Genomic DNA, 26,837 nt, shown 5'->3' with positions numbered 1-26,837 from the left:
TCAATTATTCCTCTTTTTTGTAATTTTAGGTTCTATGATTCACCACTGGCAACGAATGAAAAAAGCATATCGAGTAATGCAGCCTGATTTACAAGGCTTAGAAATTACCAAAGGAGAATTAAAACATCTTAGTGGTATAGGTGTAGATGCAGTAATTCGACCTTTTAAAATGCGAAAAGTTGTCCAGGAGGTTTTCACATCACTGATAATTTTAGGATTACTGTTACTAAGTTGCTTATTGTTGATTTTATGCTTCCCCAATTACCGGATAACCTTAATTATTATTCATTTATTTTTTGCGCTTGGTTTAGTGTTTGAAGATGTGAAGAAAATATTTATAACTCAAAAAAATAAACATTTTGTCAGTTTAATTGACGACGTAGAAAGATATAACTCAGTAATTAAAAGTATTGATATTAACGATCAAATTGAAGCGGCGGGAAATCCGGGAGTTAAGTTAAACGACAGAGAACGAGTCATCGAAGCTTTGCAGTTAACCAGAGAAGATATAGTCCGGGCATTAAAAACCGAAAAAATTATTAGAGAAAACCAAGAATTTATTAACTTGAATCCCGACTTATTTGCTAATAACTTAAAAGCTTTGACCGCCTTACAAGTAGACGAACAAGCTAGCGAATATGGCAGAATTTTAAATGAAGCGTTACAGATTGGCATGAGTATTCAACATGAAATGAAACATTTAAAGGGTGACAGGTTTCATGAGTAAAAGCAACTTATTACAACAGGATTTGTTAGGTTTAGAAATTTCACCTGGGGAAATCAAACATTTAACTGGAATTGACCCAGAAGACATTTTTCGTCCTTCGATTTTGCGAGACTCAAGTAAGAAATGGAGTTTTTGGTTAAATGAAATTTCTATTGCCTTAGCCTTAACCCCAATTTTGTTAGGAGTTATTTACGTATTCATTATTTTACCAACGAGGGGTGCATCATTAAAATGGGCAGTTTTGTTAATAGTTTTATTTCCCTTTATCATCGTAGTTGGGCGGTTGATTTGGTTGAAAAAGCACAGTCCAGACATACTAGTAAATCTGTTAGATGAAATCGACAAATATCACGCAGTCGTGAAAGCAATAGATATCAAACATCAACTGGAAAAAGTCAGTAACTTCCATACTAATTGCAGCGACAGAAAACAAGTAATAGTAGCATTGCAACTGACACGGGAAGATTTGGTGCGGGCGTTGAAAAGCGATCGCATTTTGCGCGAAAATAAAAACCTACTTCCCAACAATGCCGAACTTTTAACCAACAACCTAGCAGCATTACAAACCTTACAAATCAACGCCAACGCCGACGAATACGGAAGATTAATCAATCAATCTTGGCAAATTAGCCTTACTGTCCAAGAAGAAATGAGAAAATTGCTAAATCAGCGTTAAAGTGAAAAATGTCCAGCAAACCTAAAATTATTGTCCTCGATGATGACCCCACTGGCTCGCAAACCGTCCACAGCTGTTTGTTGTTGACACGCTGGGATGTAGACACCTTGCGACTAGGGTTAACAGATGACTCGCCCATCTTCTTTGTTTTAACCAACACCAGGGCACTAACACCAGAAGCAGCGGCGCAAGTCACGCGAGAAGTTTGCCACAATCTCAAAATTGCCATCGAAGCAGAAAAGATTCAAGATTTTCTCGTCGTCAGTCGTTCCGACTCCACCTTACGGGGACATTATCCCGTAGAAACAGACGTAATTGCCGAAGAACTGGGTCCCTTTGACGCACATTTTCTCGTTCCCGCATTTTTCGAGGGCGGCAGATTCACCACTGACAGCGTACACTATTTGATAGTTAACGGCTCTCCCACCCCCGTCCATCAAACCGAATTTGCCAAAGATTCCGTTTTCGCCTATCATCACAGTTACTTGCCGATGTACGTCGAAGAAAAAACCAAAGGCAGAATTTCCGCAAACACGGTAGAAAGATTTCTTTTAAAAGACATTCCCAAAGGAAGTGTAGACAGATTAATGCAACTTTCGGGAAATCAATGCGGCGTTGTCGATGGTGAAACTCAAGCAGATTTAAACAAGTTCGCCGCTGACATTCTCACCGCTGCAAGTCAAGGGAAACGCTTTCTCTTTCGCAGTGCTGCCAGCATTTTAACAGCTTTGGCGGCTTTGCCTCCGCAACCGATCGCCGCTGAAGATATGGCAGAATATGTGAGAGAAGGGAAACCAGGCGCAGTAATAGTTGGTTCCCATGTGAAGAAAACAACCGAACAATTGGAAAAACTCTTACAAGAACCCGGTATTGTAGGAATTGAAGTAGACGTTTCTCATTTATTAGATGAATCAGAAGCGCAACGTGCAGCTTTGTTAGAAAAGACATTGCAAACTGTGCATAATGTTCATAACGAAGGGAAAACTCCCGTAGTTTACACCAGTCGTCAGGAACTCTCTTTTCCCGATACCGAAACTCGGTTAAAGTTTGGCGTAGAAGTTTCCAGTTTATTAATGGATGTAGTGCGAGGTTTACCTAAAGATATTGGTTTTTTAATCAGTAAAGGTGGAATTACCTCAAACGATGTTTTAAGTACTGGTTTAGCTTTAACATCAGCAAGATTGTTAGGGCAAATTTTAGCAGGTTGTTCGATGGTAAGAACCCCGGAAAATCATCCCCAATTTCCTAATTTACCAGTAGTTTTGTTCCCCGGAAATGTAGGAGACGCTGATGCTTTAGCCACAGTGTATCGCAGGTTATCCAAATAAATTCGTAGGGTGCGTTAGTAGTGATGGTGGGTTAGCATCGCGTAACGCACCCTACATATAACTTGGGTTTTTCGGATAATTACGTGAATATTTTAATACCTCACAGAGTCCTAGCCAAACTTCGTTTAAGAGGATTTTTACTGTTTCACGAGCGAACCCAATTTTTTCTTCAAAATCGACTAATTTGATGCCATGACATACTTCATTTAAGGAATTTTTCAAAGCTCGCAATTCATTTATAGTAATTTGAATTTCACTCTGGATAGTTTGATTATTAATTACATTTAATTTCTGACTGATGTGATTTATTAAAAAAATCACTTTTTCATGCCAACATCGTTGAGCGATTCAAATCAAGTGCTTGTATCGTTGCTCGACCTATAGCTGTTAACCCAACAATTTGCACACCGTTCCAATCAAAGTGTTCTTTCCATAGCTGTTGGCGAGGATTAAAGATTGAGACAACTTCACCCGTCTCCGAGTCTACAATAGTTTGCCGTGCGCCTTTCCGAAGTGAGCAAGAGACACAAGCAAGAGCCAAATTTTCCGCAGTCGTTTCCCCACCTGCTACTACAGGAACAATGTGGTCGATATGGAAAGTAGCGACTTGACCAATTTGCGAGATTTTGCAATATTCACAACGATTATCTGCTCTTTGAATGACTAATCGACGGAGAGAAACTGGTATTGCACTCATTTAAGCTCACTTTGTTACTCTTGTCGATCGCAAACGCAGTAAAGATAAAAATTCTGCCAGTTCCACAAGTCCTTCTGCTTCCTGTCTTTCTGCTTGAGACAATGTATAGCCTTCATCTTGACGATCTAACAAAGATTGTAAGCGTGCTTGCACTGCTTGGGGAAGTTGGAAATGGGTTAGTTCGATCGGAATCTCAACGATTTCAGGCATAAAGCAGTTAGCTTAATCAAAAACTTTGCTGTAGCTTTATTATAGGGGAAGCTGATTAGGGTAAGCTAACAATTAATCATTTAAAAATATAAAGTCAGCAGTCATGGATAATAGAGTAAAGGCTTTTGGACTGCGAGTTCGTTATTTCAGAAAACGGTTAGGAATATCACAAGATGATCTCGCAGATAAAGCTAATCTGCACCGAACATACGTTGGTGCTGTTGAAAGAGGTGAAAGAAACATTAGCTTACTCAATATATTGCGTTTAGCCGATGCTCTTCATGTTACAGCTAAAGAACTATTTGATGAAGATATTGATAACCAGGAGCATTTAAAGTGATAGATGAAACCAGATTACTTGAACTAGCTATAATTAATATTAGAAAAGTCCTAGAATTTAACCCCTACAAAAGTTATCCAGGTATAAATAATCGAGATGAATTTAAACAACTAATAGCACGCGATCCAGCTTTTAATACTTTAGGATTAGATGATGAGAGATACATTATTGCTAGGGTAGGTGGAAATCTGATTACCTCTTTACACCGTAAACTTGGCGATATGTATGAAGCTTTGTTTGGCTACCTCTTGAAAGAGAGTTTTGACTTGACTGAGGATGATTTGCATTTCAGTGTCGCAGTTCAAATTGGCGATCGCATTCAACTCCGTTCTACTGACGGTTTAATCAAAAAAGATCAGTTTAATCAGCGAATCCCTCAAGCTTGGATAGATTATCAAGGAATAGGTTTTGAAGTTCGTTCTTGCTATCAAATTGGTGATTCAAAAAGAATTCAAGCTGACTATGATATGTCATTAGCATTAAAATCTTACCAGATTCTACCTGTAATGTTAGTTTTTTGCAACACCTCACTGAGAAGTCCTTTAGTTAGATTATCTAAGAGTTGGGAGCTTTACCAAGGAATGAGCAGCTTTAACTTAATCGAATCAATTACTGGTTTCAACCTCTACAACTTCTTAGAGAATAATTCTCAGATTCTCAAAGCAGAAATAGATAATATTCTTTCTAACTTCTAATGCAAACCGCTGTCTCATAAAGCCGTTTTTTCCCACCTCTCTTTCTAAAAAAGATTATTCTTTCGACTTCAAAACCTTCATGTCTGAAAAGCTTACCTAAAATAGATTCAGTAAATATTTCCACACCTGAAAGTCTAGAATTTCCAACAATATATGCACCCCGGAATCTAGTTGCCTTAACTTCCTTGAGCAATTTTATGTGTTTCCACATATCAATAAAGTATTTGGTAGCGTAATTACACATCAAAACACTTTTATCTTTTAGTTCTTCGTAATAGCAAAGATATGATTTAATTTCCTCGGGAATTTCTAGCAATTCATTCTGTAAAATAGATGTAGCTCTACCCCAAGTTCCACCGATCGCCTGTAAGTCAATTTCTGTGGCTTGTCTTACATTATCTAAAACTTCCATAAAATGCAATTGCGGTCTAGTTTGATGAACGTAACTATAACGATTTGGATAAGGGGGTGATGTGATTACAAAATCCACAGGATGATTGATTTGTTGGGGCAAATTAGTAGTTGAATTGCCTAAATCGATCGATCCAAGTTCAGAAAATAATATTTCTTCGCTATTCAGATTGATTAAATCATCATGTATTATCCTTAAATTAAGGCTTACCTCGTAGAGAACATCAATTTCTCTTTTATGCTCATCGTCAAAAGTAATTGTTGGGTGATTTCTGTGAATATTTGCACAATCTAAACAGGCTTTGTTTAACGCCAGCCATACATAATCTTTAATTGGCAAGTATTCTGATTTTAACATGAATTGACGGCATATAATCAAATTTTTGAGAGCATACTTTCTCCACCATCTAAATACATTGTGAATAATTGGAATATTTGTATTAAAGGCAGTGACAACCTCTTCAAGAGAGGATTCTTTATATTGCTCGATCACACTAGATACTTCCGTCAAGTACTTCTCAAATAAATGAAGATGACTTGTATTCCACTGCAAAGATTTACTACCAACTTGTTGTAATAATGGGTTAATTTCAATTCCGATCGTTTTTATTCCTTTTTTCTGGCACTCTATAGATGTTGTTCCTCTGCCGCTAAATGGATCGACTACAAAATGCTCTCTAGTAATTTGAAATTCCTTGATCAAATATCTTACTAAACCTGGTGAATAACTGGGAGTCAGCCGATACCATCTATGCACAGATTCAACTTGTCCGGCTTTGAAGGTAATATCCCCAATATCTACTTCCTGATAATCAAAACCAGACTCTCGGATATTCCGATGAAAACACTTTTCATTATTGTCGATATCTAGTTCAAATAGTGATAGCTGTTGATACATAAAGTATTTTTTAAATATGCTACTTAAAAGTAGCATGATTTACTTGACCGGACAAGACTAGACTTAGGCAAAATTGCAATATTTCTTCAATCATTTCAGTGGAGATGGTGCGTTACGCGATCGCTAACGCACCTACATAAGGCGATCGCCACCACAGCTTGAACTAAAAGTTCTGGTTCTAGGGGTTTGGTGACGTGCTTTTGGTAGCCACTGGCTAAGACTCTTAGGCGATCGTCTTCTCTAGCATAAGCGGTTAATGCGATCGCTGGAACTTCCCCGCCCTTTTCTGGTGGTAAAGCGCGTATTTGTTGAATCAAGCAATAGCCATCGACTTCGGGCATTCCAATATCGCTGACTAACACATCTGGTTGAAAGGATTCCAGATTTACCAGCACTTCCGATGCAGAAGTAACGCTGAGAACTTCGGCACCATATTGGGAAAGTATGACGCTTAATAGCTGACGGGCATCAGGATCGTCATCAACTGTCAGAACGCGAAATCCCGTGAGATCGGCTTCTTGGTTGAGTAAATCTTCTGATTGTTTGATTTCTGGTTCTACATTCAGCAAAGGCAACCAAATTGTAAAGGTTGCGCCTAACCCTTCGCCGGGACTGTCAGCAGTAATTGTACCTCCGTGAGCTTCCACTAACTGACGGACGATCGCTAATCCTAACCCCAATCCTCCATATTTCCGAGTCGTCGAAGCATCTTCCTGACGAAATAATTCAAAGATGTGAGGCAGAAAATCTCGGTTAATCCCTTTCCCTGTATCCCTAACAGTAATTTGAGCAAAATTTAGAGACTGCGAGGAAGAGGTAGTTAGATGATTTCCCCCATTTCCCATACTGCTGACTCGTTCCATTTGGATGTCTACTCGCCCACCATCGGGGGTGAATTTGATAGCGTTAGAGAGTAAATTCCAGATAACTTGCTGGAGGCGGACGGGATCGCCTGATACTTGCCCGATGTTGGGTAAAACGGGATGTAAGAAGATAGATTTAGCTATGGCTGCGGTTCTGATTGTTTCGATCGCCCCTTCAATCACAAAGGATAAATTGACGGAAGTTACATTTAAGCTGAGTTTACCCCGGAGGATTTTGGCAATATCTAGCAGATCGTCAATTAATTGAGTTTGTAATCTGGCATTGCGTTCAATGGTGGCTAGGGCTTGGGCGGTGCGAACTTCGTCAAACTTGCGGATTTGCAACAGTTTTGCCCAACCTAAGATTGGATTTAAGGGCGATCGCAACTCGTGAGACAAAACTGCCAAAAATTCGTCTTTGATTCGGTTAGCCCGTTCTGCGGCTTCTCTGGCAACTTGTTCTCGCTGCAAAAGGCGATCGCGTTCGATTTCCAGTTGTTTTTGAGCCTCAATATCCGTTGCTGTGCCAAACCATTTAGTAATTTCACCTTGCTCGTTTTTTTGCGGAATTGCTTGGTGCAAGTGCCAGCGATACTCACCATTTGCCTGTTGCATCCGCCCTTCGGCTTGGTAGGGAGTTTTCAATTTTACTGCCTCAGTCCAATTTTGAATCAAAATCGGCAGATCTTCGGGATGAACAACTCGTTCCCAACCCTGGAGATGGACTTGTTCTAGCGACACTCCGGTAAACTCTGTCCAGCGTTGATTAACATCAAGTAACACACCTTCGGCGTTGGCTGTCCAAACTAATTGCGGGATCAACTCTGCTAAACAGCGGTAGCGTTCTTCGCTTTGGCGTAAGGCTTCTTCTGCTTGTTGGCGATCGGTAATATCAGTATTAGTGCCAAACCAGCGCAACACTTTGCCTTGTGCGTCACGAACGGGAACGGCGCGAGAGAGAAACCAGCGATATTGCCCATCTTTGCCACGCAAGGGGAAGGTATCCTCCCAAGGTTTCCCGGTTTCCATGCAGTAGCGAAATTTGGTAACGACTCGTTCTACATGATCTGGGTGATGAACTTTCTGCCAACCCCAACCTTTCATTTCCTCTAGGGTTGTACCTGTATAGTCAAACCAGCGGTGATTGTACCAAAAGATCCATCCATTTTCATCTGCCATCCAAGCAAATTGAGAAATGTTGTCTGCTAAGGTACGAAAACGTTGTTCGCTTTCGGTGAGTTCTTGTTGGGCTAGGGTGAGATCGGTGACATCCATTACGGCTACCCCGACTCCGATGACTTCACCATTCGGCAAACAAACGGGATAATGATTGGCGATCGTACTGCGAAAAAGTCCCGGTCTGACTTCGCCAGTGAACTTGACATTCAAGACGGGTTCGTGAGTTTCCATAATTTGCAGTAACATCGGGGCAAACTGTGATGCCATTTGTGGCACAACTTCCCACAAGGTTCTTCCCAAATGTTCGCTTAAGGGGAGTTGATTGATTTTGGCTAAAGCTTCATTGGCATAGAGGAAGCGGAGTTCTCGATCGAACAAAGCTAAAGTAATTGGAGAAGCGGTGATAAATGCTTGCAAAATCGCTTCGCTGCGCTGGCGTTCTAGTTCTACTTGTTTGCGATCGCTAATATCTTTAAATAAAATCGCCACTTTTCGGCTTTCTGGTTCTCCAATATGGAAAGCGGAAACCTCAAACCAACGTTTCATCACTTCCGAACCATTTTCAAACCGGACAGGTTCGCCTGTCAATGCCACTTTACCGTAAATTTCAAACCAATGCTCTTCCAAATCTGGCAATAGCTGACGTGCTGTTTTACCCTGTGCTTCTTTAAGTCCAGTTTGGGATTCAAATAATCGATTCATTTCCAGAAAGCGGTAATCAACAGGTTTTTCCTGTTCGTCAAACAGCATTTCTACTACACAAAATCCTTCATTCATCGACTCAAATAAGGCGCGATAACGTTCTTCGGCTTGTTTGCGTTCGTGAATGTCAATGACAGAACCGATATATCCTTTAAATTCTCCATTTTCCCCAAACCAAGGGCTTGCAGCATCGATCGCCCATCGATATTCACCACTTTGAGAACGCAATCGATATTCTAGTTTAAAAGCTTCTTGACGCTGATTTGCGGTTAAAAATATGTTACTGGAAAATTCCCGATCGTCTGGATGCACTGCCTCTAACCAACCAAAACCTAAACCTGTTGCTTCAGTTTGCCCAGTGAATTCGTACCAGCTTTGATTTAAATAAGTACAACTTCCAGTAGTATCTGTCACCCAAATCATGATTGGTGCGTTATCTGCCATATTGCGAAAGCGTTCTTCACTTTGGCGCAGGGCTGATTCTACTTGAATTTGCTCTGTAATTTCTTGACAAATTGTACTAATACCAATTACTCGATCGTCTTCTTTCAAGGGCAAAAAGTGTTCTAACCAAGTGCGTTTTACCCCCGGTTGTGCGGGAGTTTCACCCTGAATTTGCACATTTAACAGCGGTTCCCCAGTTTCCAAAATTGGGCGCAAAAGCTGTTCCACGGTATCCGCCAAATTAGGGAAGAGTTCCCGCACGCTGCGCCCAATATGGGCTTCAATGGGCAATCCATTAATTTCTGCTAGTCGCTGATTAATTCGCACAAAGCGGAAGTCAGAATCGAGGACATTCAAGCCAATGGGTGCAGACTGATAGATTGCTTGAATTTCCCGTGTTTGCAACTGTTTTTCTCGGCGTTGTCGTTCTGGTTGTGATTCGGTATTAGCGATCGTGTGATGTTGCGTTAGCAGTATCGCATTCCGCATCGCTAACCGCAAATCATCCGGGGTCATTCGGTCTTTAATCAAATAATCCGCTGCCCCATTTTTGAATGCCTGTACTACCGTTGCTGCGTCATCACCACCAATGACTACAATTGGCGGACAGCGGTTGCCACAGCCCAAAGAATTACCGAAATTTGAGGCTTTCAGGATTTCTTGATTCACAAAACAATCATCATCTTGCTCATTTTTAAATCCTGGTCTAAGTTCGAGAAGGATGCCGTCAATCGGTTTTTCTGGCGCGATTACAGAATTTAGGGTATCGTAGCTTTCTGTAAGAATTGTGTAGGTAAAACTTACCTCTTGCTGTAATTGATACCGATAATTATAATTGCTCCGATCCGAGTCAGCAATTACAAGAACAGTTCGGTGAGCTAACATACTGGAGATCCTATAGACGGGGTTTTTGCGAAATCAGTCTAGACTGGTTTAATTTTAAGGATTTTAATAGCCTTTCCCAAGGAATAGAGAAACTGGAACCAAGAAATCTATCCTCCTAAAACTCCTTTCAATTTATCAAAAAATACCGATTCCCAACTTAAATCTGAAATCCTAAATTGAATTAATAATCACAAATAACCAATGACCAATCACCCGCAAAGTTCTACTATACTTATTTAGTTATCCATTGCTGCTATAACCTTGAGCGCATGACAGTTGATTCTTCTCTTACTTCGGCATTAGAAAAGCTTCCTGAAACTCCAGAGGAAAAAATTCCTCCAACTACAATGGAGACTATTACTCAGAGTCAAGTTACTGCTGAGTCCGTTAGTCCGTTGCAAGTTCACCTGAAAGCGGAATCAGGAAAGTTATTATTAATTTTGCCCCCGGAAACGCAACCAAAGGAAGCGCCAGCTGTGTGGTCAGACCTTTGGTTACAGTTAAAACAGCGTTTACATGGTGGGGAAAAGTTTTGGGAACCAAATACTCCGGTACATTTAATTGCCGAAAGTTGGTTGTTAGATGGGCGACAATTGCAAGAAATTGCTGAGGCATTGGCGGAAAGTAAACTGGAGTTAAAACTAGTTCAAACGAGTCGCCGTCAAACTGCTGTAGCTGCTGCGACTGCTGGTTATTCGGTGGAACAGGAATCTGCGATCGCCTATATTAATCAAAATCAACTAACAGGAACTAAACCAGGACAACCTTTTTTAGAACCACTTTATTTAGAAACAACTTTGCGTTCAGGAGTCGAAATTCGTCACCCTGGAACAGTGATTGTTTTAGGAGATGTTAATCCCGGTAGTTCGATAATTGCTGATGGTGACATTGTAGTTTGGGGTCGGTTGCGCGGTTTCGTTCATGCTGGCGCAAGAGGTAAACGCGAATGTTTAATTATGGCCTTGCAAATGGAACCAACTCAACTCCGCATTGCTGATTTTGTCGCTAGAGCCCCCGAAACTCCGCCAGCACAATTTTTTCCAGAAGTTGCTTATGTGACTGATGAAGGAATTCGTATTGGCAAAGGACTGGGTTTTCAAAGACCCGAACTTTCTTAAAGGCAGGGATTTATGGGGGATGACGAGCCAACTCAAAACTCAAAAATCGAAACTTAAAACTTTTCCAAATAGCTATTACCTGATTACCAATTTTCTCATTGATTATGGCGCGAATTATTGTGGTTACTTCTGGCAAAGGCGGGGTGGGGAAAACCACTTCTACTGCTAATATTGGCATGGCTTTGGCATCTCGCGGACATAAAATAGTGGTGCTGGATGCTGATTTTGGTTTGCGAAATTTGGATTTGTTACTAGGTTTAGAAAACCGGATCGTTCACACGGCTTTAGATGTGATGTCGGGTGAATGTAAGCTGGAAGAAGCTTTAGTTAAGGATAAACGACAGCCAAATTTAGCTTTGCTTCCGGCAGCACAAAATCGGACTAAAGATGCCGTGAACCCCGACCAAATGAAACAGTTAGTTACTGATTTGGCTGAGGATTATGATTATGTGTTGATTGACTGTCCGGCGGGAATTGAAATGGGGTTTAAAAATGCAATTATTGCGGCGAAAGAAGCGGTAATTGTGACTACACCGGAAATTTCTGCGGTGCGAGATGCTGACAGGGTAATTGGTCTTTTAGAAGCACATAGTATCAAAAAAATTCACTTGATTGTTAATCGAATTCGTCCGGCAATGGTACAGGCAAATAATATGATGTCTGTACAAGATGTGCAGGAAATTTTGGCGATTCCGATATTAGGAATTGTCCCGGATGATGAAAGGGTAATTGTTTCCACAAATCGAGGGGAACCTTTGGTTTTGGCTGGGAGTAATTCTTTGGCGGCGATCGCTTATCACAATATAGCCCGTCGATTAGAAGGGGAAAAGCTGCCTTTCCTCAGTTTGGAAACTCCCCCGGAAGGTTTCTGGCAACGTCTGCGGCGCTTTTTTGGCAAAAAGTAAGGCTAATTTAAAGATTAGCTTTTCTTTTCCTTCTCTCCCCCAGGGAGCAGAAGTAGGCGATAATAGATTATTTAGGCTCTGGGATAATTTTTTACTTTAAAAAATCAATAATATCTGATTTTATTCTCTTTTGGGTAAACAGTCATGCTCAATGAATTTCTGGAAAAATTCTTTCCCTGGTCGAGTAATAATAGTAGTCGTGATGAAGTGAAACGACGATTAAAATTGGTGTTAGCGCACGATCGCACTGGACTTTCTCCCCAAGAGTTAGAAGAAATGCGAAAGGAAATTATCGAAGTAATTTCTCGTTATGTGGAACTTGACACTGAGGAATTCGTGTTTGCGATCGAAAATAATGAAAGATCTTCAGCTTTAATTGCTAATTTACCGATTCGCCGGATCAAAAAAGAAGAAAATGAAAATGAAAAAGAGGAAGAAAATGAAAAACCAGAATAAGTAAGATTTATTAAGCAGAATTAAATCATATTAAATGACAAATGACAAATAACCAAATAACAAGTGAATTATGAAACCCAGATACGCCATTATTCCTTTAGCTGGACTTGCTTCTCGGTTATATCCAGTAACTAAAATCGTTCCCAAAGCATTGTTACCAATTCCGGGAAAAGATGGTTCATTGCGTCCAGCAGTAGATTGGATTGTCCGGGAAGCTTTGGATAGCGGAGTCGAGGAAATAATCTTAGTAGTATCGCCGCGGGATGGGGAATTAATTAATCGATATTTTACCGAACCGCCGACGGAAAATTTAGAAACTGTGGCGGGAAAACGGATTTTAAATGCTTGGGAGGAGTTAAGGGATTTAGGCGATCGCTTGCGCTACGTTTATCAACAAGAACCTGCTGGTTTTGGGGATGCAGTATTGCAAGCCAAAGAAATAGTTGGTTCGGAAACTTTTGTCTTACTTTTAGGAGATCATATTTATAAGTCTCATTCTTCGATTTCTTGCATCCAACAAGTGCTTAATGTGGGAGAAGAATTGGGTAAAGGTGTATTAGGAGTTCGGCGGCGCAATGAATCAGAAATTCATCAATATGGAGTTGTGGGAGTGCGATCGATTCCCAATGAAACTAATATTTATGAATTAACTGATATGCAGGAAAAGCCTTCTTTAAATCCCGAAACAGCTACGCTTCGCATTCCGGGAAATAAACCGCAATATTTTTGTGTTTTTGGCATTTATTTACTTCCAGGTAAATTTATGGAGTATTTGGAAAATGGTAAACAACAGCAAAATCAAGAAGAATTGGATCTTTCTACAGCATTGCGAAGTTGGATTAAAACGGATGGTGGTTTTGCTTGTGAAGTCGCAGGAGACTTTTTAGATGTGGGTACGCCAGCTAATTTCCGGGAGACAGTTATTAGTTTTCCCGAATTCTTTTAAAACTGCATAGGTGTAACTACGCCAGACATATCTAAGATTATCAGGTTGTTAATTATTGACTTAGGAGGTGACACAATTGTAAGTGTCAGTCAAATTGGACTAAGTGAAGCCATTATGGTAGTTGCATCAAATTACTGGAGATTGGTGAGACTTGATGCTACAGGTAGACGCAAAGTTGAGGAAATTGTGTCTGCTAAAACATTTTTTCAAACCGAGTTTTCAGTGTTGTTAAGTCAAGCAGAAATAGACGATCGCAAAATTCAAACTCACCTGTTGCACTTGCTGCGTGAAAGTCCTAAATCTGCTTTGGCAGAAACTTGTTTGCGCTGTTTTATTTCTCAGAAAATTGCCCAAATTTGTATTCAACTAGAAGCAAAGTTCGGCAATAAACATGGCTTTACAAGAGGCGATTTATTTTCTTTCGTCTTAGATGAAGTTTCCCCTAAGCAAAGTAAAACTAATTACAGATCTCTGGCGACGGAAATCTTAGAAACTTTTGATTGTCAAAAGGGAAATTTTAATAGTTGGATCGCCAGATTAGTTAAACACCATCGTGAATTAAATGCTTTTTTATTACAACATGGTGTTTATTTAGTAAGTGATTGGGCGATTTTAAATGATACTACCAGCAGACAATTACAACGCATTTTTACGGAGTTTTATCATTTAACATCTGGGGAAATTCAACAGTTTACTTTACTTTTGGAAACTTACCATGCTATTTATCGTCAAGATCGGTTAAGGTTGCGTAAATCTGGGAAAAATGCTGGACAATGTTTACCACCGTCAAAAGCTCAAATTGAGGAGATGATCTCATATATTAGGGTTAAATATGGTATAGATTTATCATCGGAAAAACTGATGAATCAAGTCCGAGAGATGGCGAATAAATTACGAGAATACCGAATCTATATCCGCGGAGGTATGGCTAAAACTCAGTCTTTATATACTGTAGAGAATTGTATTTTAGAAAGTCCCAGTCAAGATAATAGTCAAGAGGAGGAAGAAGTAGAGTTTTTAACTGCTTACAGAACGGCTTTTCTTAATTGTTTAGACAAGTCTTTAGAGTCAGCAATTAGCGATCGCTTAAATCGCAGTTCTCGACCAAAAAATCATAGCTCTCAGCAGTTTATTTTTGGGATTCATTTGTTTCATTGCGAGCAATTATCTATGAGTGAAATCGCTGGTTTAATCGGACTAGAATATCAGTACCAGGTTAGCCGTTTGCTGAAGTTAAAAGAATTTCGTGCTGATGTGCGCCAACGAATGTTAAAGTGCTTGCATAATTGCGTTTTACAACAAGCAACTGCTTATACAGATCCCGATCTTCTACCGCAATTAGAACAAAAAATTGAAGTTGCACTCGACGAACAAATTACCCAATTAATTAATCAAGCAGAAGCAGAATCTTCTAATCCGAATCGCCGGGAGCAGAGTTTATTTGCTGCTAGACTTTGCCATTATTTAAAGCAAGTTTTACAGAGATAAATTGCTGAGCTTTCATCTAATCAAGAGTTTAATTCTAGGGGAAAATATGAGCTATTCACCAAATAATTCTACTGAGTTTAGTTTAGATTTTACGGCGGTGCCTACGGATGCGATCGCACTTCTACCCGAACAAATCGAGTCAGCAGTAAAAATTAGTAGTGCGATTCAAAATTTCGAGCAACAATGGCTGATTTATTTGGATAGTTTAGCTTTATTTGGCTTTATAGAATGGCTGAGAGAATATGCCCCCGAATTATCGATCGATCGAACAAAATGTTCGGTATTAAATCCGACAATTGCTAATTTAATTCCCGGAGTTTGTAACTTAGAAGTGGGCGATTTTAAAATTTGTTTAGTAGCGCAAGGTAGCTTAGATGATGTAGAAATTGACCTTCCGAGAGCAGCGATCGAATTACCGGAATTTATTCCCCATTTTTATGTAATTGTAGATGTTAAAGAAGAATATGGACAGGCAATAGTTAAAGGTTTTATTCGTTACGATCGCTTAACTGAATTGATTGCTGAGTCAAATTTAGATCCCAACTTAGACTGGACTTATAGTATTCCAACTACCTGGTTAGAAAATAATGCCGAACGACTATTATTATATTTGCGCTGTTTAGCAGCTACAGCAATTAGTTTACCGGAAATTCCTGGCGATCGCTTAGAAAATTTAGCCAGTATTCAAGCGGAAATTTCCAGTTTATTAAACAACTTAGAATCTCTAGATGCTCCTTTATGGCAAGTGTTAACTTGGGAAAGATTAGCTACTATTCTTACCTTGGAATTTGCGGCAATTAATGAAACCGAAACCGAGGGAGAAACGGCATTAACTAACTTAGATAGTTTACTCCAAATTTTAACTAGACCAGCGTTAAATGTAGGACTTTGGTTACAAGATAAAATGGACGAATTAGCCGAAAATTTATCTTGGATTTTAATGCCATCTTTCGCTACTAATCCTGCACCTTTACGCAACACTACAGAAGAATTTGAAACAATTGTTTCTGATTTGTCAAACTTTGGTGTAGAGATTCCTTCTCATGCCAGGGGTGCTTACCAAAAAGTTAAAATCAGCGAGCAACAATTCGATTTATACGCTGTAACTTGGCCTTTTTTAGCAGAAAATAATGTTCCTGAATGGATGTTATTACTCATCTTATCCGCCAACTATGGTACTACTTTACCTACTGGTTTAAAACTCCGAGTAAGCGATTCTACAGGAATTTTAGTCCAACGGAAAGTTGGGCCAAATAGTCCTGATAGTTATCTTTATATCCAAATTGCTGGTGCTTGGGATGAGAGATTTTTAGTAACTGTTAGTTTGCCCGATCGCGAAACAGGTAAAAGCTTATCTTTAACTTTACCGCCATTCACTTTTCGGATGCAACAATAAAAATAGTCAAATCTAAAACCTGAAATCCAATGATTCCCAATGCAGTTTACCAACTTAAAATTGAACGGATCGATCGCACTTGTAGATTTGAGTTATCTTGGGGTAACGGACAGCAACTTTTTGCTACTTTAGAATATCCAGAATCATTAACCAGACTTTATCAAGAGTGGCAAAGAATTTACCTCAGTTTCTATAAATCAGCATTGCGCGGGCGAGTACAGGGTAGCGGTAGCGGTGTCATTCCTCAAGTTGATTGGCACAATAAATTAGTGGAAGCAGAAGCGGCATTTTTGCAAGCATTTAATAAGTGGTTGCGTCATGCTGAATTATTCGAGATTCGCCAGGAAATTCTGATTAGCGATTCCTCAACTAACACCACATCAGCAACTACGATTTTACTCACTTGTTATCAACTAGAGTTAGAACGTTTACCTTGGGAAAATTGGGAAATTTTAACTAAATCAGTGCCGAAAAAACCAATCCAATTTATTCGCACTCCTCCCAATATTCGCGCCGAAAACTTCTCCCAAGTTACCCAAAAATTGCGCCGTAAAAGCAGATTTTTGGTGATTGTTGGAGATGATACTGGATTGCATTTTCAAAAAGAGTTAAAAGCGTTAAAATCTCTTTCTCGCTTGGTAGAAATGCAGTTTGTTGGTTGGCAAGCAGAACAGGAAGAACATCAAATTCGGGAAAATGTTTGTCAAGCGATCGCCGATCCGCAAGGTTGGGATTTATTATGTTTTTTGGGGCATAGTAACGAAGCTGAAATTACTGGGGGAAAAATTGCGATCGCCCCCAACGTTCATTTAACAATTAGCGAAGTTTCCCCTTATTTAATTCAAGCTAAACAACGAGGTTTGCAATTTGCGATCTTTAATTCTTGTTGCGGTTTAAATATTGCTGCTTCCTTAATTAACTTGGGATTAAATCAAGTAATAATTATGCGAGAATCAATTCATAACGAAGTAGCAGAAGAATTTTTCTTGCAGTTTTTGCTAAGTTTAGCAGAGTTTAAAAACGTTTATGAAGCAATGTCTTTTGCTTGCGAATATCTTCAGCAAGCAAAACTGAAATATCCCTCAGCTTATCTAATTCCTTCGATGTTTGGACATCCGAATGGGGAATTATTTCAGTTACAACCGAATCAGATTAGCCAAAAATTAAAGCAACTTTTGCCGACTCCATTTGAGGCGATCGCACTTTCCACATTAACAGTAGCCAGTTTATTAATACCCCTGCAAGATTATTTATTAGATCGACGCATATTTTACCAAGCAATCTATCGTCGTATCACCCATCAAATACCTACCCAAAAATCTCCTCCTCCCACCTTATTAATCCAAATTGATAATGAATCTATTAGGCAAGAAAAAGATATCTCTAATCCAAAACCTATGCCACGAAACTATCTGGCAAAACTAGTAGATAAACTGTCAGAATTAGACGCGAAAATTATCGGGCTTGACTATTTGTTAGATCGTCGAAGTGAAATAGAAATTCGAGATCGAAAATTAGCTCGATCGCTGATTAAAGCTGTGAAAAAACCTCAACCAACTTGGATTGTTTTAGTAACAAATCAAGGAAAAAATGGCGACAGCTTGAAACCTTTACCAGAAATTGCCAGTCCAAATTGGAGTTTACAAGGGGAAATGAATTTAATCGGCGGATTCATGCAACTCCCCATATCAGGAAGTAACGATCCCTCAATTGTGCCTTTTTCTTATTTATTAGCCCTAGCTTATCGGTTAAACTTTGAAGAGAAGCATAATATTCCCCAACCCCAATTACAGAGTCAGCAAAACTTTTTAATTCAAATTCAACAATCTCTAAAATCGAAAAATAAAAACTTATTTTCTTCTAAAACCTATCTGCAACCAATTAGCGAATTCTCTTATATTTTCGGTCAAATGTGGTTACATCCGGTGATAGATTATTCCATTCCTCCACAACAGGTGTACGATCGCCTTCCTGCTTGGCAATTACTAAATAATCAAATTAGCACTTCTCAAAAAAATCACCTGCAAAAACAAGTAGCAATCATTGCACCAGGAGGTTACAGAGATGCAGGAGTTGGATCTGGATCGGACTTATTTCCTAAACCAGCAGCAATTTGTTATTGGCGCATAGATGACGATTGTTTAAACCAGCGGAACCAATTTACTGGTGCAGAAATTCATGCTTACATGGTACATCATCACCTCAACAATAGTATGATTATTCCAATTCCTGATTTGTGGATGGTGGGAATGGCTGGATTGTTGGGTAAAATTGCTGTCATAACATTAAATCAGCGCGATCGTCAGCGAAAAAAGTACAAAACCGCTTCAATTAAAAACACTTTTAACCCAGAGCAAAAGGAGTGGACAATTGTAATTATTAGTACCTTAGCTGGTTATGCAATAATTAGTTTGCAAACCTACATTACAGCCGGAGTTTTGTTACCTTTGTTATTACCATCATTAACATTTTCACTATATGCTATACCAGTGTTTATGAGGAAAAATTCTCATGTTTAACCGGAAAAATTTAATAACTGTATTGCTATTTTTGGGTACATCAATCACTAGTTTATTTGCCATACTAGGACAAGTTTATAGTGCCGATTCAGTCTTGGTTTGGCAAGCAAAAAAGCCTTTGGCAAAGCAACTTTTAGCCCAACGGAGAAGACCTCCACGCCCACCAACTCCCGGTGGTGGTGAGGTGTATCAAGAGTTAGTAAACCAAGCGAAAAAAGAAGAATCGCCTGCAACTCGTGGGGTGAGATTATGTCCGCTTTCTCCGGGAGTAGTAGGGATAAATGATACTTTTAGCGATCGCCCCCTATTCCTTTGGCAAGGTGGAAATATTCAACGAGTAGAATTACGCCGTCCCGGTGGAGATCAAATTTTATGGGAACAAAAACTGCCTCCTGGAGATTCAAAAGTTATCTACGAAGCACAACCATTACAAGTTGGTCAAACCTACCAATGGTCTTTATACAATTCTGCTAATGATTACGTCCGTTTTATATTCCGAATTATGGATGAAACTCAGCGTCAAGAAATAGCAGCTGAATTAGCAGAAATCGAAAAATCACTTAAAGAACAAAACGCAACTCCCGAACAAATTGCTGTTGCTAAAGCCGAATATTTTGCCGCACAACGTCTTTGGTCAGATGCTTTACGCGAGATTTATTTAGTAGAAAATCCTTCTCCGGCATTAACTAAAACTGCCCAAGAAATTACTAATCAACTGTGTAGAAACAGTATTTAAGAAAAGATAGAGACGTTTCATAAAACGTCTCTACAGCAGGTATTTTCACAATGGGCTATCTACAATTTCCTCAATTCCCTGAAGCCAAATTAATAACTCTTCGCGAATATCTATGACTAATTGATGCTGCTCAATTTCTCCTTGTTGTTCATAGAGTTCAGCGGCTTTTGTAAAGTCTTCAATTGCTGCTTGATAAGCAATGGGATGATCGAAAGCGCAGCTAGCAAGACCGCGATGATAATAGGCATTAGCATCAGCGGGATTGAGTTTAATTGCTTGATTGTAATCGGCGATCGCAGCTTCACAATCAGTCATTTCTGCCCGGACAATGCCTCGATTTTTGTAAGCTTTTCCATAATTAGGATTTAGCTTCAAAGAGTGAGTAAAATCCGCAATTGCTGATAGTTGGTTTCCCAATCGATATTGACTAATACCTCGGTTCAGAAATGCCGAACCATCTAGAGGATTAATTTCTATAGCTTTGTTGTAATCGGCGATCGCACTAACAAAATCACCTTGTTTAGCGTTGGCATTGCCACGATTGTTATAAGCTGAAGAATAAAGAGGATTCAAACGCAAAGATTGATCGAAAGAAGCGATCGCCTCTGCTAAATCCCCTAAATTACAAAGTACTGCACCGCGACTGTTGTAAAAAACTGGATCGTTTTCTTCAAGCTCAATTGCCCGGTTATAATCAGTTAATGCTGCCTGATAATCGCCCAATGCAGTGTAAGCATTACCTCGGTTATGATAAGCCCCCGCATTATTTGGTTCTAATTCAATTACTCGATCGTAATTTGCGATCGCAGCTGTATAGTTTCCTATTGCTAAATGGGCAGCACCAAGTTGATAATAAGCAGCAACATTATTAGGCTGACTCTCTAAAATCTGATGATAATATCTCAGTTCAGCATTGTAATCTCGCGCTTCCAAGCGAACAAACCACTGACTTTTATCAGCAGCGATTTCGTTATCTTGTACATGATTTTCTTGATTATCAGGTGTGCCGAATGAATTTGATTGGTAATACATAACCTGAGTAAAACCTGTGATTTACTTAACTCCTAAATTCCCGAAAACTTTCTATACTAGAGTTTCTGAGCTTCTGGATTTTACTGAAAAACCAATGTTGTCTGTTAATACAGACAATCAAGGAGTCAAGCGACAAGGGAAACATATCAATCATGGGTTGGTATAGTGACCTGAAAATTACCTCAGTTAAGCGATCGGTCGTAACTGATCGACCTGATTATCCCACAGGCTGGGGTAATAAAACTGACTTAACGAGACATATTTCTGCTTTTTAATGTTATTTCACGATTTACTCTATGAATACTGCAAAATTTAACGCTCTTGCTATCAGTCCCAGGAAATTGAGCCAGATTTTTACCAGCAGGCAGAAAGCAGAAGGCAGAAGGCTTTTTCAGCAGTTTTTACCTGCTCAATCATTTCTGTCGGTGGGCACTAATGTCACCGTTGTCGGATTGGGATTTTGGTTAGTTTCGGCTATTTCGATCGCCATTCCCGCTATAAGTGCAGAGCGAATCTCAGTTGTTTATGGCCCAATAAAATTTTCCCTTTCCGTGGAATCGTTGGAAGCTTTAGTTAAGGAAGGTAAAGTCACAGAAGAATTATCTTCCTATATTGGGGAAATCGATCCGAAAAACTTAACAGAATTGCGGGAAATTATGCAAAGGCGATTTGAAGCTGGCCCCACCGTAATTTCCCAATTTACCAAAGCTCAATTAGGACAAACTGTATTAGAAAGATTAGGCAGAGTTTTACAAACAGAAACCGGACAAAATGGGGCAAATTATTTGCGAACTGCTTTTATTGCTGCGGCTGGCGATCCGGAAGGATTAAACTTACTAAATATGTTGCGGAAATTTCCCGATCGCACTGTCCGCGTAGACCTAACTCAAGGTTTCCAACTGATTGGTGAATTTGAAAAAATTCTCCGCAATACAGAAGCCAGCGTTAAAGCAATTCAACAAGCATCAATAATTGAAGCATCTGCTAATTCTAACTTCAATTTTAGCGAACTTCCAGACTTAAGCCGAACCGGATCTTTTACTTGGCAAAAACAAACGCTGACCATCAACGACACCGAAAGAAATCGCCCTTTAATGGTCGATCTTTACCTACCCCAAACTAACAGCGCAGCCAATGTAATTGTGATTACTCACGGTGCCGCCGGAAACCGCAACACTTTATCACTTTTAGCCGAACATTTGGTATCTTACGGATTTGCGATCGTCGTCATGGAACACCCAGGCGACAGTCTAGAAAGATTTCAAAACTTCTTAAGTGGTTTAGCTGATTCTCCCCAACCCCAAGAATTAATTAATCGACCATTAGAAATTAAATATGTATTAGATGAATTGCAACGCCGCGAACAAACAGAACTAGCACTCAAAGGGCGATTAAACTTACAACAAGTCGGAGTAATTGGTCAATCCCTCGGTGGTTATACCAGCTTAGCTTTAGCAGGAGCTAAAATTAACTTCGATCGACTCCGTAAAGATTGTGCCAATAGCCAAATCTTCAACTTATCCCTGTTAGTTCAATGCGAAGTTGCTCGACTAACTCCCGCCAATTACGATTTACAAGATCCTCGAGTCAAAGCAGTAATTGCCATTAACCCTTTAACTAGTAGCATTTTTGGCGAAAGTGGACTGGGACAAATTCAAATCCCTCTGATGTTTGTCGCTGCTTCTGATGATATTCTCACTCCAGCTTTTACCGAACAAATTGTCCCTTTTACCTGGCTAACTACACCCAACAAGTATTTAGTTGTAATTGAAAAAGCCAGTCACTTTTCTTTATTAGGAGGTCGCGAAGAAGATAACAGTGCTTTACCCGCATTCCCTCCCGAATTAGTTGGCCCAGATCCCAGGTTAGCCCGTCCTTATCTGAATGCGCTAAGTGTAGCTTTCTTCAAAAACTATCTCAACAATCAACCAGAATATCAACCTTATTTAACCGCTAATTATGCCAGAGCAATCAGTCAATTACCATTCAATTTAAGCCTAGTACAGAATTTTACTCCAGCACAATTAGCAGAAGTATTAAACAATAATTCCACTAACACTGTGAAACCCCAAAATAGTCCGAATAGGTAAATGTTTGAGATACCCGACTTCTTGAAGAAGTCGGGTATCTCAATTCTGCTATATCATTGAATTGAGAGTTTTGGCAGAATCCATTATGTTAAATTACAAACCTTGGCATTGTTTGCCTGGTGCGGAAGATTTACCCGACTCTGATGATACTCCTGTGGATAATGAATGACAAGATTTAATTCCCCATTTATTGAAGTCAATTTTAGCGTTAATTTGGAGCGATCGCTGGGATTGGTTTTTCAGTGTGGATATGGGAATTTATTAATTAGCAGAGTGCTTACTCTACAAGGTTTCCCAGTCCCCAGTCCCTAAAACCAGGGTTTTCCACAACAAGTACGGAAGAACCGAGAGGTTTTAGATTGCCGGAAAATCAAATGCTGACAGCTTGAAATATTTGTTGGGCGGTTAAGTTTAACTCAGGGAAAGTTAGCGATCGAATACAATCATTCTCTCGAAATTGACTAACTTGGTATTCTCCATCGACTAACGAGTAAATAGAAACTGTTGGTTTTTTAGGATTACCAACAAATTTTCGCGCACCCAAACCGAGGTAATCTACAATCCAATACTCAGGAATTCCTATCTCTTCGTACTCTCCATATTTTTTATAGTAATCATCCCGCCAATTAGTGCTAACCACTTCAATAACTAAAGGAATAGATTCAGCCATAGTCACAGTAGATTCTTGTTTCCAAAAAGGTTCATTTACCAAATTAGAACGGTTAAGTAACAAGATATCTGGCGAATAAGCTGATTCACTTGATGGTGATTTAACCAACGCCGTTTTCGGGATAGAATAAGGCAGATTTAAGCGGACATATTCTAATATCAGCTTTTCGGCTAAAAATCCCACAATATCTTCATGTTCACCTGTAGGTTGTGGCATTTCAAAAATTGCTCCATCGTGTAGTTCGTAACGTTTATTTTCTGGCTTCCATTGGATGAATTCAGCAAAAGTTATTGGTTTTTCTAATGATTGAGCCATTGGGAATACTTGAGCTATATAATAAAACATCTGATTCCAATACTTAAGTTTAATGTCCTTCGATAACCTGTGCAAACTATTATCGGAAAAATATCCCGATCGTTTTGCTGCTTGGATTTTAGGAGAATTACCGCCCAGCGTGCAGGTATTAAAAACTGAACTGAGTATCGAACCAATTCGAGCAGATTCGGTGACATTTCTCAACACTTCTGAGCGAATATTACATTTAGAATTTCAGGTCAAACTCGAATCGGAACCACCGTTACCTTTCCGAATGCTAGACTATTGGACAAGGTTATATCGACTTTACAGAAAACCGATTACCCAAGTCATTATTTTGTTGTTACCTCCCGCAGAAGGAACGGTCATTGAAACAGCGTTTGTCTTAGAAAGAACTCGTCATGAATATCGGGTAATTCGACTGTGGGAAGAAGACCCTAATATATTTTTATCTGATATCGCTTTGCTACCATTAGCATCTTTAGCGGCGACATCTCAACCAGAGCAATTGCTTGCCCAAGTAGCACAAGAAGTGGATAGAATAGAGTCGATCGAACAAAAACGAGAAGTATCCACATACATCCAAATATTAGCAGGTTTAAAGTTTAATAAAACAGTTTTGCGTCAATTATTTCGGGAGAAAACAATGCGGGAATCAGTGATTTATCAGGAGATTTTGCAAGAAGGTCGCCAAGAAGGTCTTCAAGAAGGTCGCCAAGAAGGTTTTCAGCAGGAAGCTTTTGCTTTGATTGTTCGTCTTCTGACTCGAAAGTTTGGGACAATAGATGAGGGAATACGATCGCACCTTTCCACTCTACCAGTTGCTTTGTTAGAAGACTTGGCGGAAGCACTTTTGGATTTTAATTCTATTGCTGATTTGCCAATTTGGTTAGAAACTCATCTTCCTTAGATACACCAATTGTCTTGAATGTAACTTTCTGGAATTGCTAGAGTACGGAAATTTGCTAAATGTGTTACTACTCTGTTGTAGCTGGGAATACTAGAGCTAGGTGTGATTAACCTAACTAGATATGGAACAACAAAATCTCTCGGAACTTGCTAAACAGGGAAATGCACAAGCGATCGCAACTTTCATGAATCGCCCACTACAACCCAAAGGAATTACAGTAAAAGCTGTCATGAAAAATGATTGCTTACAAATTTTACTGGAAGCTGCTCAAGTACCAAATCAACAGGTATTAGTTCCACTAATTAATAAGTGGATGAGCAACTTAGGGGCTGAATCGATTAAAAAAGTTAAAGTTTTTGGGCGACAGGCGGGTGAAGAATTTCCCGCTTGGAATGAGGAATTTGAAGTTTCGGCGCAGAATGTACCCAACTTTGAAGAACTTGCTAAACAAGGTGATATAAATGCTCTGACTAAATTGATTAATCAGTGGATGAACTCTCAAAGCATTACTGTAAAAGCTATTCTGAAAAATGATTGTTTGCAAATCAAGGTAGAATCAGCCCAAGTTCCAGAGCAAGATTCTGTAGTTTTAGTTATTCGTGAGGGATTAATTGGTTTAGGCATACAGTTTTGCCAAAAAGTTAAGATTTTTGGGCAACAAACAGGTGATGATTTCCCTGACTGGCAAGAAGAATTTGAGTTAAATAAGCAGGTAGATTCAACTTTAATTACACCTGAAATAGTTGTTGAAGATCTATCTTCTGCTGCTATTGTTAATGTTGAGCCAGCAAGCCAATTAACTGTAAAAAAACAACCTTCTTCTTGGGGCGGATGGTTAGGAGCAGTTAGGGGCGCAGCTGGAACAGTTGGAGGTGCTGCTGTTACTGCAAGTCAAGCTGTCGCTGCTACTGCATCTCAAGCAGGTAAAAACGCTTTAGATAAAGCCACAGAAGTTGGTGGTGCAATTACAAATACAGCTTCTCAAACTAGTAAAATAGTTGCAGAAAAAGCTTCAGGAGTTGGCGGCGCGATCGCAAATACAGCATCTCAAACTAGTAAAATAGTTGTCGAAAAAGCCACAGAAGTTGGTAGTGCAATTACAAATACAGCATCTCAAACTAGCGAAATAGTTATTAAAAAAGCCTCTGATGTAGTCACACCTGTAGTTGATGCAACTGGTAAAACAATTCAAACTGCTAGAGAATTTAGTACCGAATGGTTAGTACGCTTTATAGATAACGTAGATGTTGAAAAAGCGGAAACTAAAGTTAGAAAACTACAGCAAAAGTACCCTAACGAAAACCCAGATGAAATTGCTCATCGCTTGATGGTAGATAAAGCATTCTTAGCTGGTGGAGCAGGTTTAGTCAGTAAATTAATACCAGGAACAGCATTGGCGCTAGCGGGATTAGATTTAGCGGCTACTACTGCATTATCAGCTGAATTAATTTATCAAGTTGCTGCTGCTTATGGTTTAGATTTAGACTCTAGCGAGCGTAAAGGAGAAATATTAACAATTTTTAGTTTGTCTCTTAGTGGTGGTTTGGCGATCGATGCAGGTGTAACTTTGTTGGGAAATATACCTGTTGCTGGTGCAGTAATTGGTGCTAGCAGTAATGCAGCACTGCTTTATACGCTGGGATATGCTTCTTGCCGTTTTTATGAAGCAAAACTAACTCCAACTATCACAATGGAAGCGACTTTAGAAACTGCTCAATTAGAAAGTCAGAAGTTTTTAAAAGGTGCAATTTCCCAACAAGTAATTATGGATCAAATTTTAATTCATGTTTATTTAGCTGGAAATCCTGGAAAAACTTGGGAAGAAATTTTGCCCGAATTAGAAACTTTAAATCTTAGCCCTGCCTCTTTAGAAACTATAGCTGCTAATAGCAATTCTCCGCCATCTTTAGAAAGTTTGCTAGCTCAAATTAATAGTGATTTTGCTGTTCCTCTCTTAGCGCAATGTGAAAAAGTTGCTCAGTTAGACGGAGTAATTACCCCCGAAGAAAGTCAAGTGATAGAAACAATCACGAGGAAATTCAACATTAATCTAGAAGCAATTACTCTATAATCAAACAGGTTCGTTGTAGGGACTTTAGTCCTACTAGCTGAAAAGGCAACGACTGAAGTCGTTACAACGGACTGTGATAAATTTGGTTCGTTGTAGGGACTTTAGTCCTACTCTCTAACAACACAACGAC

The 26,837-nt window shown here is 39.5% G+C and carries 22 protein-coding genes; 16 read left to right on the top strand and 6 right to left on the bottom strand.

Annotated features, from left to right (window positions below; genetic code table 11):
* Window positions 1-55 precede the first annotated feature (55 nt).
* Genes ACE1B6_RS22810 through ACE1B6_RS22800 form a run of 3 tightly spaced genes read left to right on the top strand, consistent with a single transcriptional unit; the run spans window position 56 to window position 2,731 of the window.
* The gene (locus ACE1B6_RS22810) at window positions 56-727 is read left to right on the top strand and encodes a hypothetical protein (protein WP_413259571.1); all 672 of its coding nucleotides are present in this window, start codon (window positions 56-58) and stop codon (window positions 725-727) included.
* The gene (locus tag ACE1B6_RS22805) at window positions 720-1,403 is read left to right on the top strand and encodes a hypothetical protein (protein WP_413259570.1); all 684 of its coding nucleotides are present in this window, start codon (window positions 720-722) and stop codon (window positions 1,401-1,403) included. The genes ACE1B6_RS22810 and ACE1B6_RS22805 overlap by 8 nt, the downstream gene beginning before the upstream one ends.
* Window positions 1,404-1,411: 8 nt before the next feature.
* The gene (locus ACE1B6_RS22800; protein ID WP_413259569.1) at window positions 1,412-2,731 is read left to right on the top strand and encodes a four-carbon acid sugar kinase family protein; all 1,320 of its coding nucleotides are present in this window, start codon (window positions 1,412-1,414) and stop codon (window positions 2,729-2,731) included.
* Between the two features lie 325 nt (window positions 2,732-3,056).
* Here the strand turns inward: ACE1B6_RS22800 and ACE1B6_RS22795 are convergent, their stop codons facing one another.
* Window positions 3,057-3,428, bottom strand: coding sequence for an HNH endonuclease (locus tag ACE1B6_RS22795; protein ID WP_413259568.1), 372 nt, complete (start codon window positions 3,426-3,428; stop codon window positions 3,057-3,059).
* A gap of 6 nt (window positions 3,429-3,434) precedes the next feature.
* Entirely contained in the window at window positions 3,435-3,638 is a 204-nt protein-coding gene (locus tag ACE1B6_RS22790; protein WP_413259567.1) for a hypothetical protein, read from the bottom strand.
* A gap of 103 nt (window positions 3,639-3,741) precedes the next feature.
* On the opposite strand from ACE1B6_RS22790, the gene ACE1B6_RS22785 reads away from it, so the two are divergent.
* Window positions 3,742-3,978 carry a helix-turn-helix domain-containing protein gene (locus ACE1B6_RS22785; protein WP_413259566.1) on the top strand — a complete coding sequence of 79 codons (237 nt, stop codon included), beginning with the start codon at window positions 3,742-3,744 and terminating at the stop codon, window positions 3,976-3,978.
* The gene (locus tag ACE1B6_RS22780; RefSeq protein WP_413259565.1) at window positions 3,975-4,673 is read left to right on the top strand and encodes a type I restriction endonuclease; all 699 of its coding nucleotides are present in this window, start codon (window positions 3,975-3,977) and stop codon (window positions 4,671-4,673) included. The genes ACE1B6_RS22785 and ACE1B6_RS22780 overlap by 4 nt, the downstream gene beginning before the upstream one ends.
* Here ACE1B6_RS22780 and ACE1B6_RS22775 read toward each other — a convergent pair.
* Window positions 4,663-5,982, bottom strand: a complete 1,320-nt coding sequence (locus tag ACE1B6_RS22775) for a DNA methyltransferase (protein WP_413259564.1) — start codon at window positions 5,980-5,982, stop codon at window positions 4,663-4,665. The genes ACE1B6_RS22780 and ACE1B6_RS22775 overlap by 11 nt on opposite strands.
* 95 nt (window positions 5,983-6,077) lie before the next feature.
* Entirely contained in the window at window positions 6,078-10,055 is a 3,978-nt protein-coding gene (locus ACE1B6_RS22770; RefSeq protein WP_413259563.1) for a PAS domain-containing hybrid sensor histidine kinase/response regulator, read from the bottom strand.
* A gap of 269 nt (window positions 10,056-10,324) precedes the next feature.
* On the opposite strand from ACE1B6_RS22770, the gene minC reads away from it, so the two are divergent.
* The 8 genes from minC to ACE1B6_RS22730 all read left to right on the top strand — a co-directional run bounded on the left by minC (window position 10,325) and on the right by ACE1B6_RS22730 (window position 19,619).
* A complete protein-coding gene (gene minC / locus ACE1B6_RS22765; RefSeq protein WP_459563084.1) occupies window positions 10,325-11,173 on the top strand; it encodes a septum site-determining protein MinC in 849 nt (282 codons plus the stop codon).
* A gap of 104 nt (window positions 11,174-11,277) precedes the next feature.
* Complete coding sequence (gene minD, locus ACE1B6_RS22760) at window positions 11,278-12,078, top strand: septum site-determining protein MinD (protein ID WP_413259562.1); 801 nt, start codon at window positions 11,278-11,280, stop codon at window positions 12,076-12,078.
* Between the two features lie 144 nt (window positions 12,079-12,222).
* Window positions 12,223-12,534, top strand: coding sequence for a cell division topological specificity factor MinE (minE, locus tag ACE1B6_RS22755; protein WP_413259561.1), 312 nt, complete (start codon window positions 12,223-12,225; stop codon window positions 12,532-12,534).
* Window positions 12,535-12,604: 70 nt separating this feature from the next.
* Window positions 12,605-13,480, top strand: a complete 876-nt coding sequence (locus ACE1B6_RS22750) for a sugar phosphate nucleotidyltransferase (RefSeq protein WP_413259560.1) — start codon at window positions 12,605-12,607, stop codon at window positions 13,478-13,480.
* 114 nt (window positions 13,481-13,594) lie between these two features.
* Window positions 13,595-14,968: a hypothetical protein gene (locus tag ACE1B6_RS22745; RefSeq protein ID WP_413259559.1), complete on the top strand. Its 1,374-nt coding sequence runs from the start codon at window positions 13,595-13,597 to the stop codon at window positions 14,966-14,968.
* 46 nt (window positions 14,969-15,014) lie between these two features.
* Window positions 15,015-16,364, top strand: a complete 1,350-nt coding sequence (locus ACE1B6_RS22740; RefSeq protein ID WP_413259558.1) for a DUF1822 family protein — start codon at window positions 15,015-15,017, stop codon at window positions 16,362-16,364.
* A gap of 29 nt (window positions 16,365-16,393) precedes the next feature.
* Window positions 16,394-18,883, top strand: coding sequence for a CHASE2 domain-containing protein (locus tag ACE1B6_RS22735; RefSeq protein WP_413259557.1), 2,490 nt, complete (start codon window positions 16,394-16,396; stop codon window positions 18,881-18,883).
* Entirely contained in the window at window positions 18,876-19,619 is a 744-nt protein-coding gene (locus ACE1B6_RS22730; protein ID WP_413259556.1) for a DUF928 domain-containing protein, read from the top strand. Before ACE1B6_RS22735 ends, ACE1B6_RS22730 begins: the two co-directional genes overlap by 8 nt.
* A gap of 45 nt (window positions 19,620-19,664) precedes the next feature.
* Here the strand turns inward: ACE1B6_RS22730 and ACE1B6_RS22725 are convergent, their stop codons facing one another.
* On the bottom strand, window positions 19,665-20,651 hold the full coding sequence (locus ACE1B6_RS22725) for a tetratricopeptide repeat protein (protein WP_413259555.1): 987 nt from the start codon (window positions 20,649-20,651) through the stop codon (window positions 19,665-19,667).
* Window positions 20,652-20,947: 296 nt separating this feature from the next.
* Here ACE1B6_RS22725 and ACE1B6_RS22720 point away from each other — a divergent pair, with 296 nt between their 5' ends.
* Window positions 20,948-22,741, top strand: coding sequence for an alpha/beta hydrolase (locus tag ACE1B6_RS22720; RefSeq protein WP_413259554.1), 1,794 nt, complete (start codon window positions 20,948-20,950; stop codon window positions 22,739-22,741).
* Window positions 22,742-23,111: 370 nt separating this feature from the next.
* Here the strand turns inward: ACE1B6_RS22720 and ACE1B6_RS22715 are convergent, their stop codons facing one another.
* Entirely contained in the window at window positions 23,112-23,726 is a 615-nt protein-coding gene (locus tag ACE1B6_RS22715; RefSeq protein ID WP_413259553.1) for a Uma2 family endonuclease, read from the bottom strand.
* A gap of 52 nt (window positions 23,727-23,778) precedes the next feature.
* Here ACE1B6_RS22715 and ACE1B6_RS22710 point away from each other — a divergent pair, with 52 nt between their 5' ends.
* Both ACE1B6_RS22710 and ACE1B6_RS22705 read left to right on the top strand, forming a co-directional pair.
* Window positions 23,779-24,636, top strand: coding sequence for a DUF4351 domain-containing protein (locus ACE1B6_RS22710; RefSeq protein ID WP_413259552.1), 858 nt, complete (start codon window positions 23,779-23,781; stop codon window positions 24,634-24,636).
* Between the two features lie 121 nt (window positions 24,637-24,757).
* Window positions 24,758-26,707, top strand: a complete 1,950-nt coding sequence (locus ACE1B6_RS22705; RefSeq protein ID WP_413259551.1) for an EcsC family protein — start codon at window positions 24,758-24,760, stop codon at window positions 26,705-26,707.
* Window positions 26,708-26,837 lie beyond the last annotated feature (130 nt).

Origin of the sequence: Floridaenema fluviatile BLCC-F154, from assembly GCF_041929135.1 — a bacterium.
Taxonomy (GTDB): domain Bacteria; phylum Cyanobacteriota; class Cyanobacteriia; order Cyanobacteriales; family Aerosakkonemataceae; genus Floridanema; species Floridanema fluviatile.
This window is presented reverse-complemented; position numbering and strand designations above follow the sequence as displayed.

Excerpts from the sequence above, each read along its gene's own strand:
- ACE1B6_RS22810 (WP_413259571.1), top strand. The coding sequence starts at position 56 with ATGAAAAAAGCATATCGAGTAATGCAGCCTGATTTACAAGGCTTAGAA.
- minE (WP_413259561.1), top strand. The coding sequence starts at position 12,223 with ATGCTCAATGAATTTCTGGAAAAATTCTTTCCCTGGTCGAGTAATAAT.
- minC (WP_459563084.1), top strand. The coding sequence starts at position 10,325 with ATGACAGTTGATTCTTCTCTTACTTCGGCATTAGAAAAGCTTCCTGAA.
- ACE1B6_RS22705 (WP_413259551.1), top strand. The coding sequence starts at position 24,758 with ATGGAACAACAAAATCTCTCGGAACTTGCTAAACAGGGAAATGCACAA.
- ACE1B6_RS22770 (WP_413259563.1), bottom strand. The coding sequence starts at position 10,055 with ATGTTAGCTCACCGAACTGTTCTTGTAATTGCTGACTCGGATCGGAGC.
- ACE1B6_RS22795 (WP_413259568.1), bottom strand. The coding sequence starts at position 3,428 with ATGAGTGCAATACCAGTTTCTCTCCGTCGATTAGTCATTCAAAGAGCA.
- ACE1B6_RS22775 (WP_413259564.1), bottom strand. The coding sequence starts at position 5,982 with ATGTATCAACAGCTATCACTATTTGAACTAGATATCGACAATAATGAA.
- ACE1B6_RS22720 (WP_413259554.1), top strand. The coding sequence starts at position 20,948 with ATGAATACTGCAAAATTTAACGCTCTTGCTATCAGTCCCAGGAAATTG.
- ACE1B6_RS22750 (WP_413259560.1), top strand. The coding sequence starts at position 12,605 with ATGAAACCCAGATACGCCATTATTCCTTTAGCTGGACTTGCTTCTCGG.
- ACE1B6_RS22785 (WP_413259566.1), top strand. The coding sequence starts at position 3,742 with ATGGATAATAGAGTAAAGGCTTTTGGACTGCGAGTTCGTTATTTCAGA.
- ACE1B6_RS22715 (WP_413259553.1), bottom strand. The coding sequence starts at position 23,726 with ATGGCTCAATCATTAGAAAAACCAATAACTTTTGCTGAATTCATCCAA.
- ACE1B6_RS22710 (WP_413259552.1), top strand. The coding sequence starts at position 23,779 with ATGTCCTTCGATAACCTGTGCAAACTATTATCGGAAAAATATCCCGAT.
- minD (WP_413259562.1), top strand. The coding sequence starts at position 11,278 with ATGGCGCGAATTATTGTGGTTACTTCTGGCAAAGGCGGGGTGGGGAAA.
- ACE1B6_RS22800 (WP_413259569.1), top strand. The coding sequence starts at position 1,412 with ATGTCCAGCAAACCTAAAATTATTGTCCTCGATGATGACCCCACTGGC.
- ACE1B6_RS22790 (WP_413259567.1), bottom strand. The coding sequence starts at position 3,638 with ATGCCTGAAATCGTTGAGATTCCGATCGAACTAACCCATTTCCAACTT.
- ACE1B6_RS22805 (WP_413259570.1), top strand. The coding sequence starts at position 720 with ATGAGTAAAAGCAACTTATTACAACAGGATTTGTTAGGTTTAGAAATT.
- ACE1B6_RS22740 (WP_413259558.1), top strand. The coding sequence starts at position 15,015 with ATGAGCTATTCACCAAATAATTCTACTGAGTTTAGTTTAGATTTTACG.
- ACE1B6_RS22725 (WP_413259555.1), bottom strand. The coding sequence starts at position 20,651 with ATGTATTACCAATCAAATTCATTCGGCACACCTGATAATCAAGAAAAT.
- ACE1B6_RS22745 (WP_413259559.1), top strand. The coding sequence starts at position 13,595 with ATGGTAGTTGCATCAAATTACTGGAGATTGGTGAGACTTGATGCTACA.
- ACE1B6_RS22730 (WP_413259556.1), top strand. The coding sequence starts at position 18,876 with ATGTTTAACCGGAAAAATTTAATAACTGTATTGCTATTTTTGGGTACA.
- ACE1B6_RS22735 (WP_413259557.1), top strand. The coding sequence starts at position 16,394 with ATGATTCCCAATGCAGTTTACCAACTTAAAATTGAACGGATCGATCGC.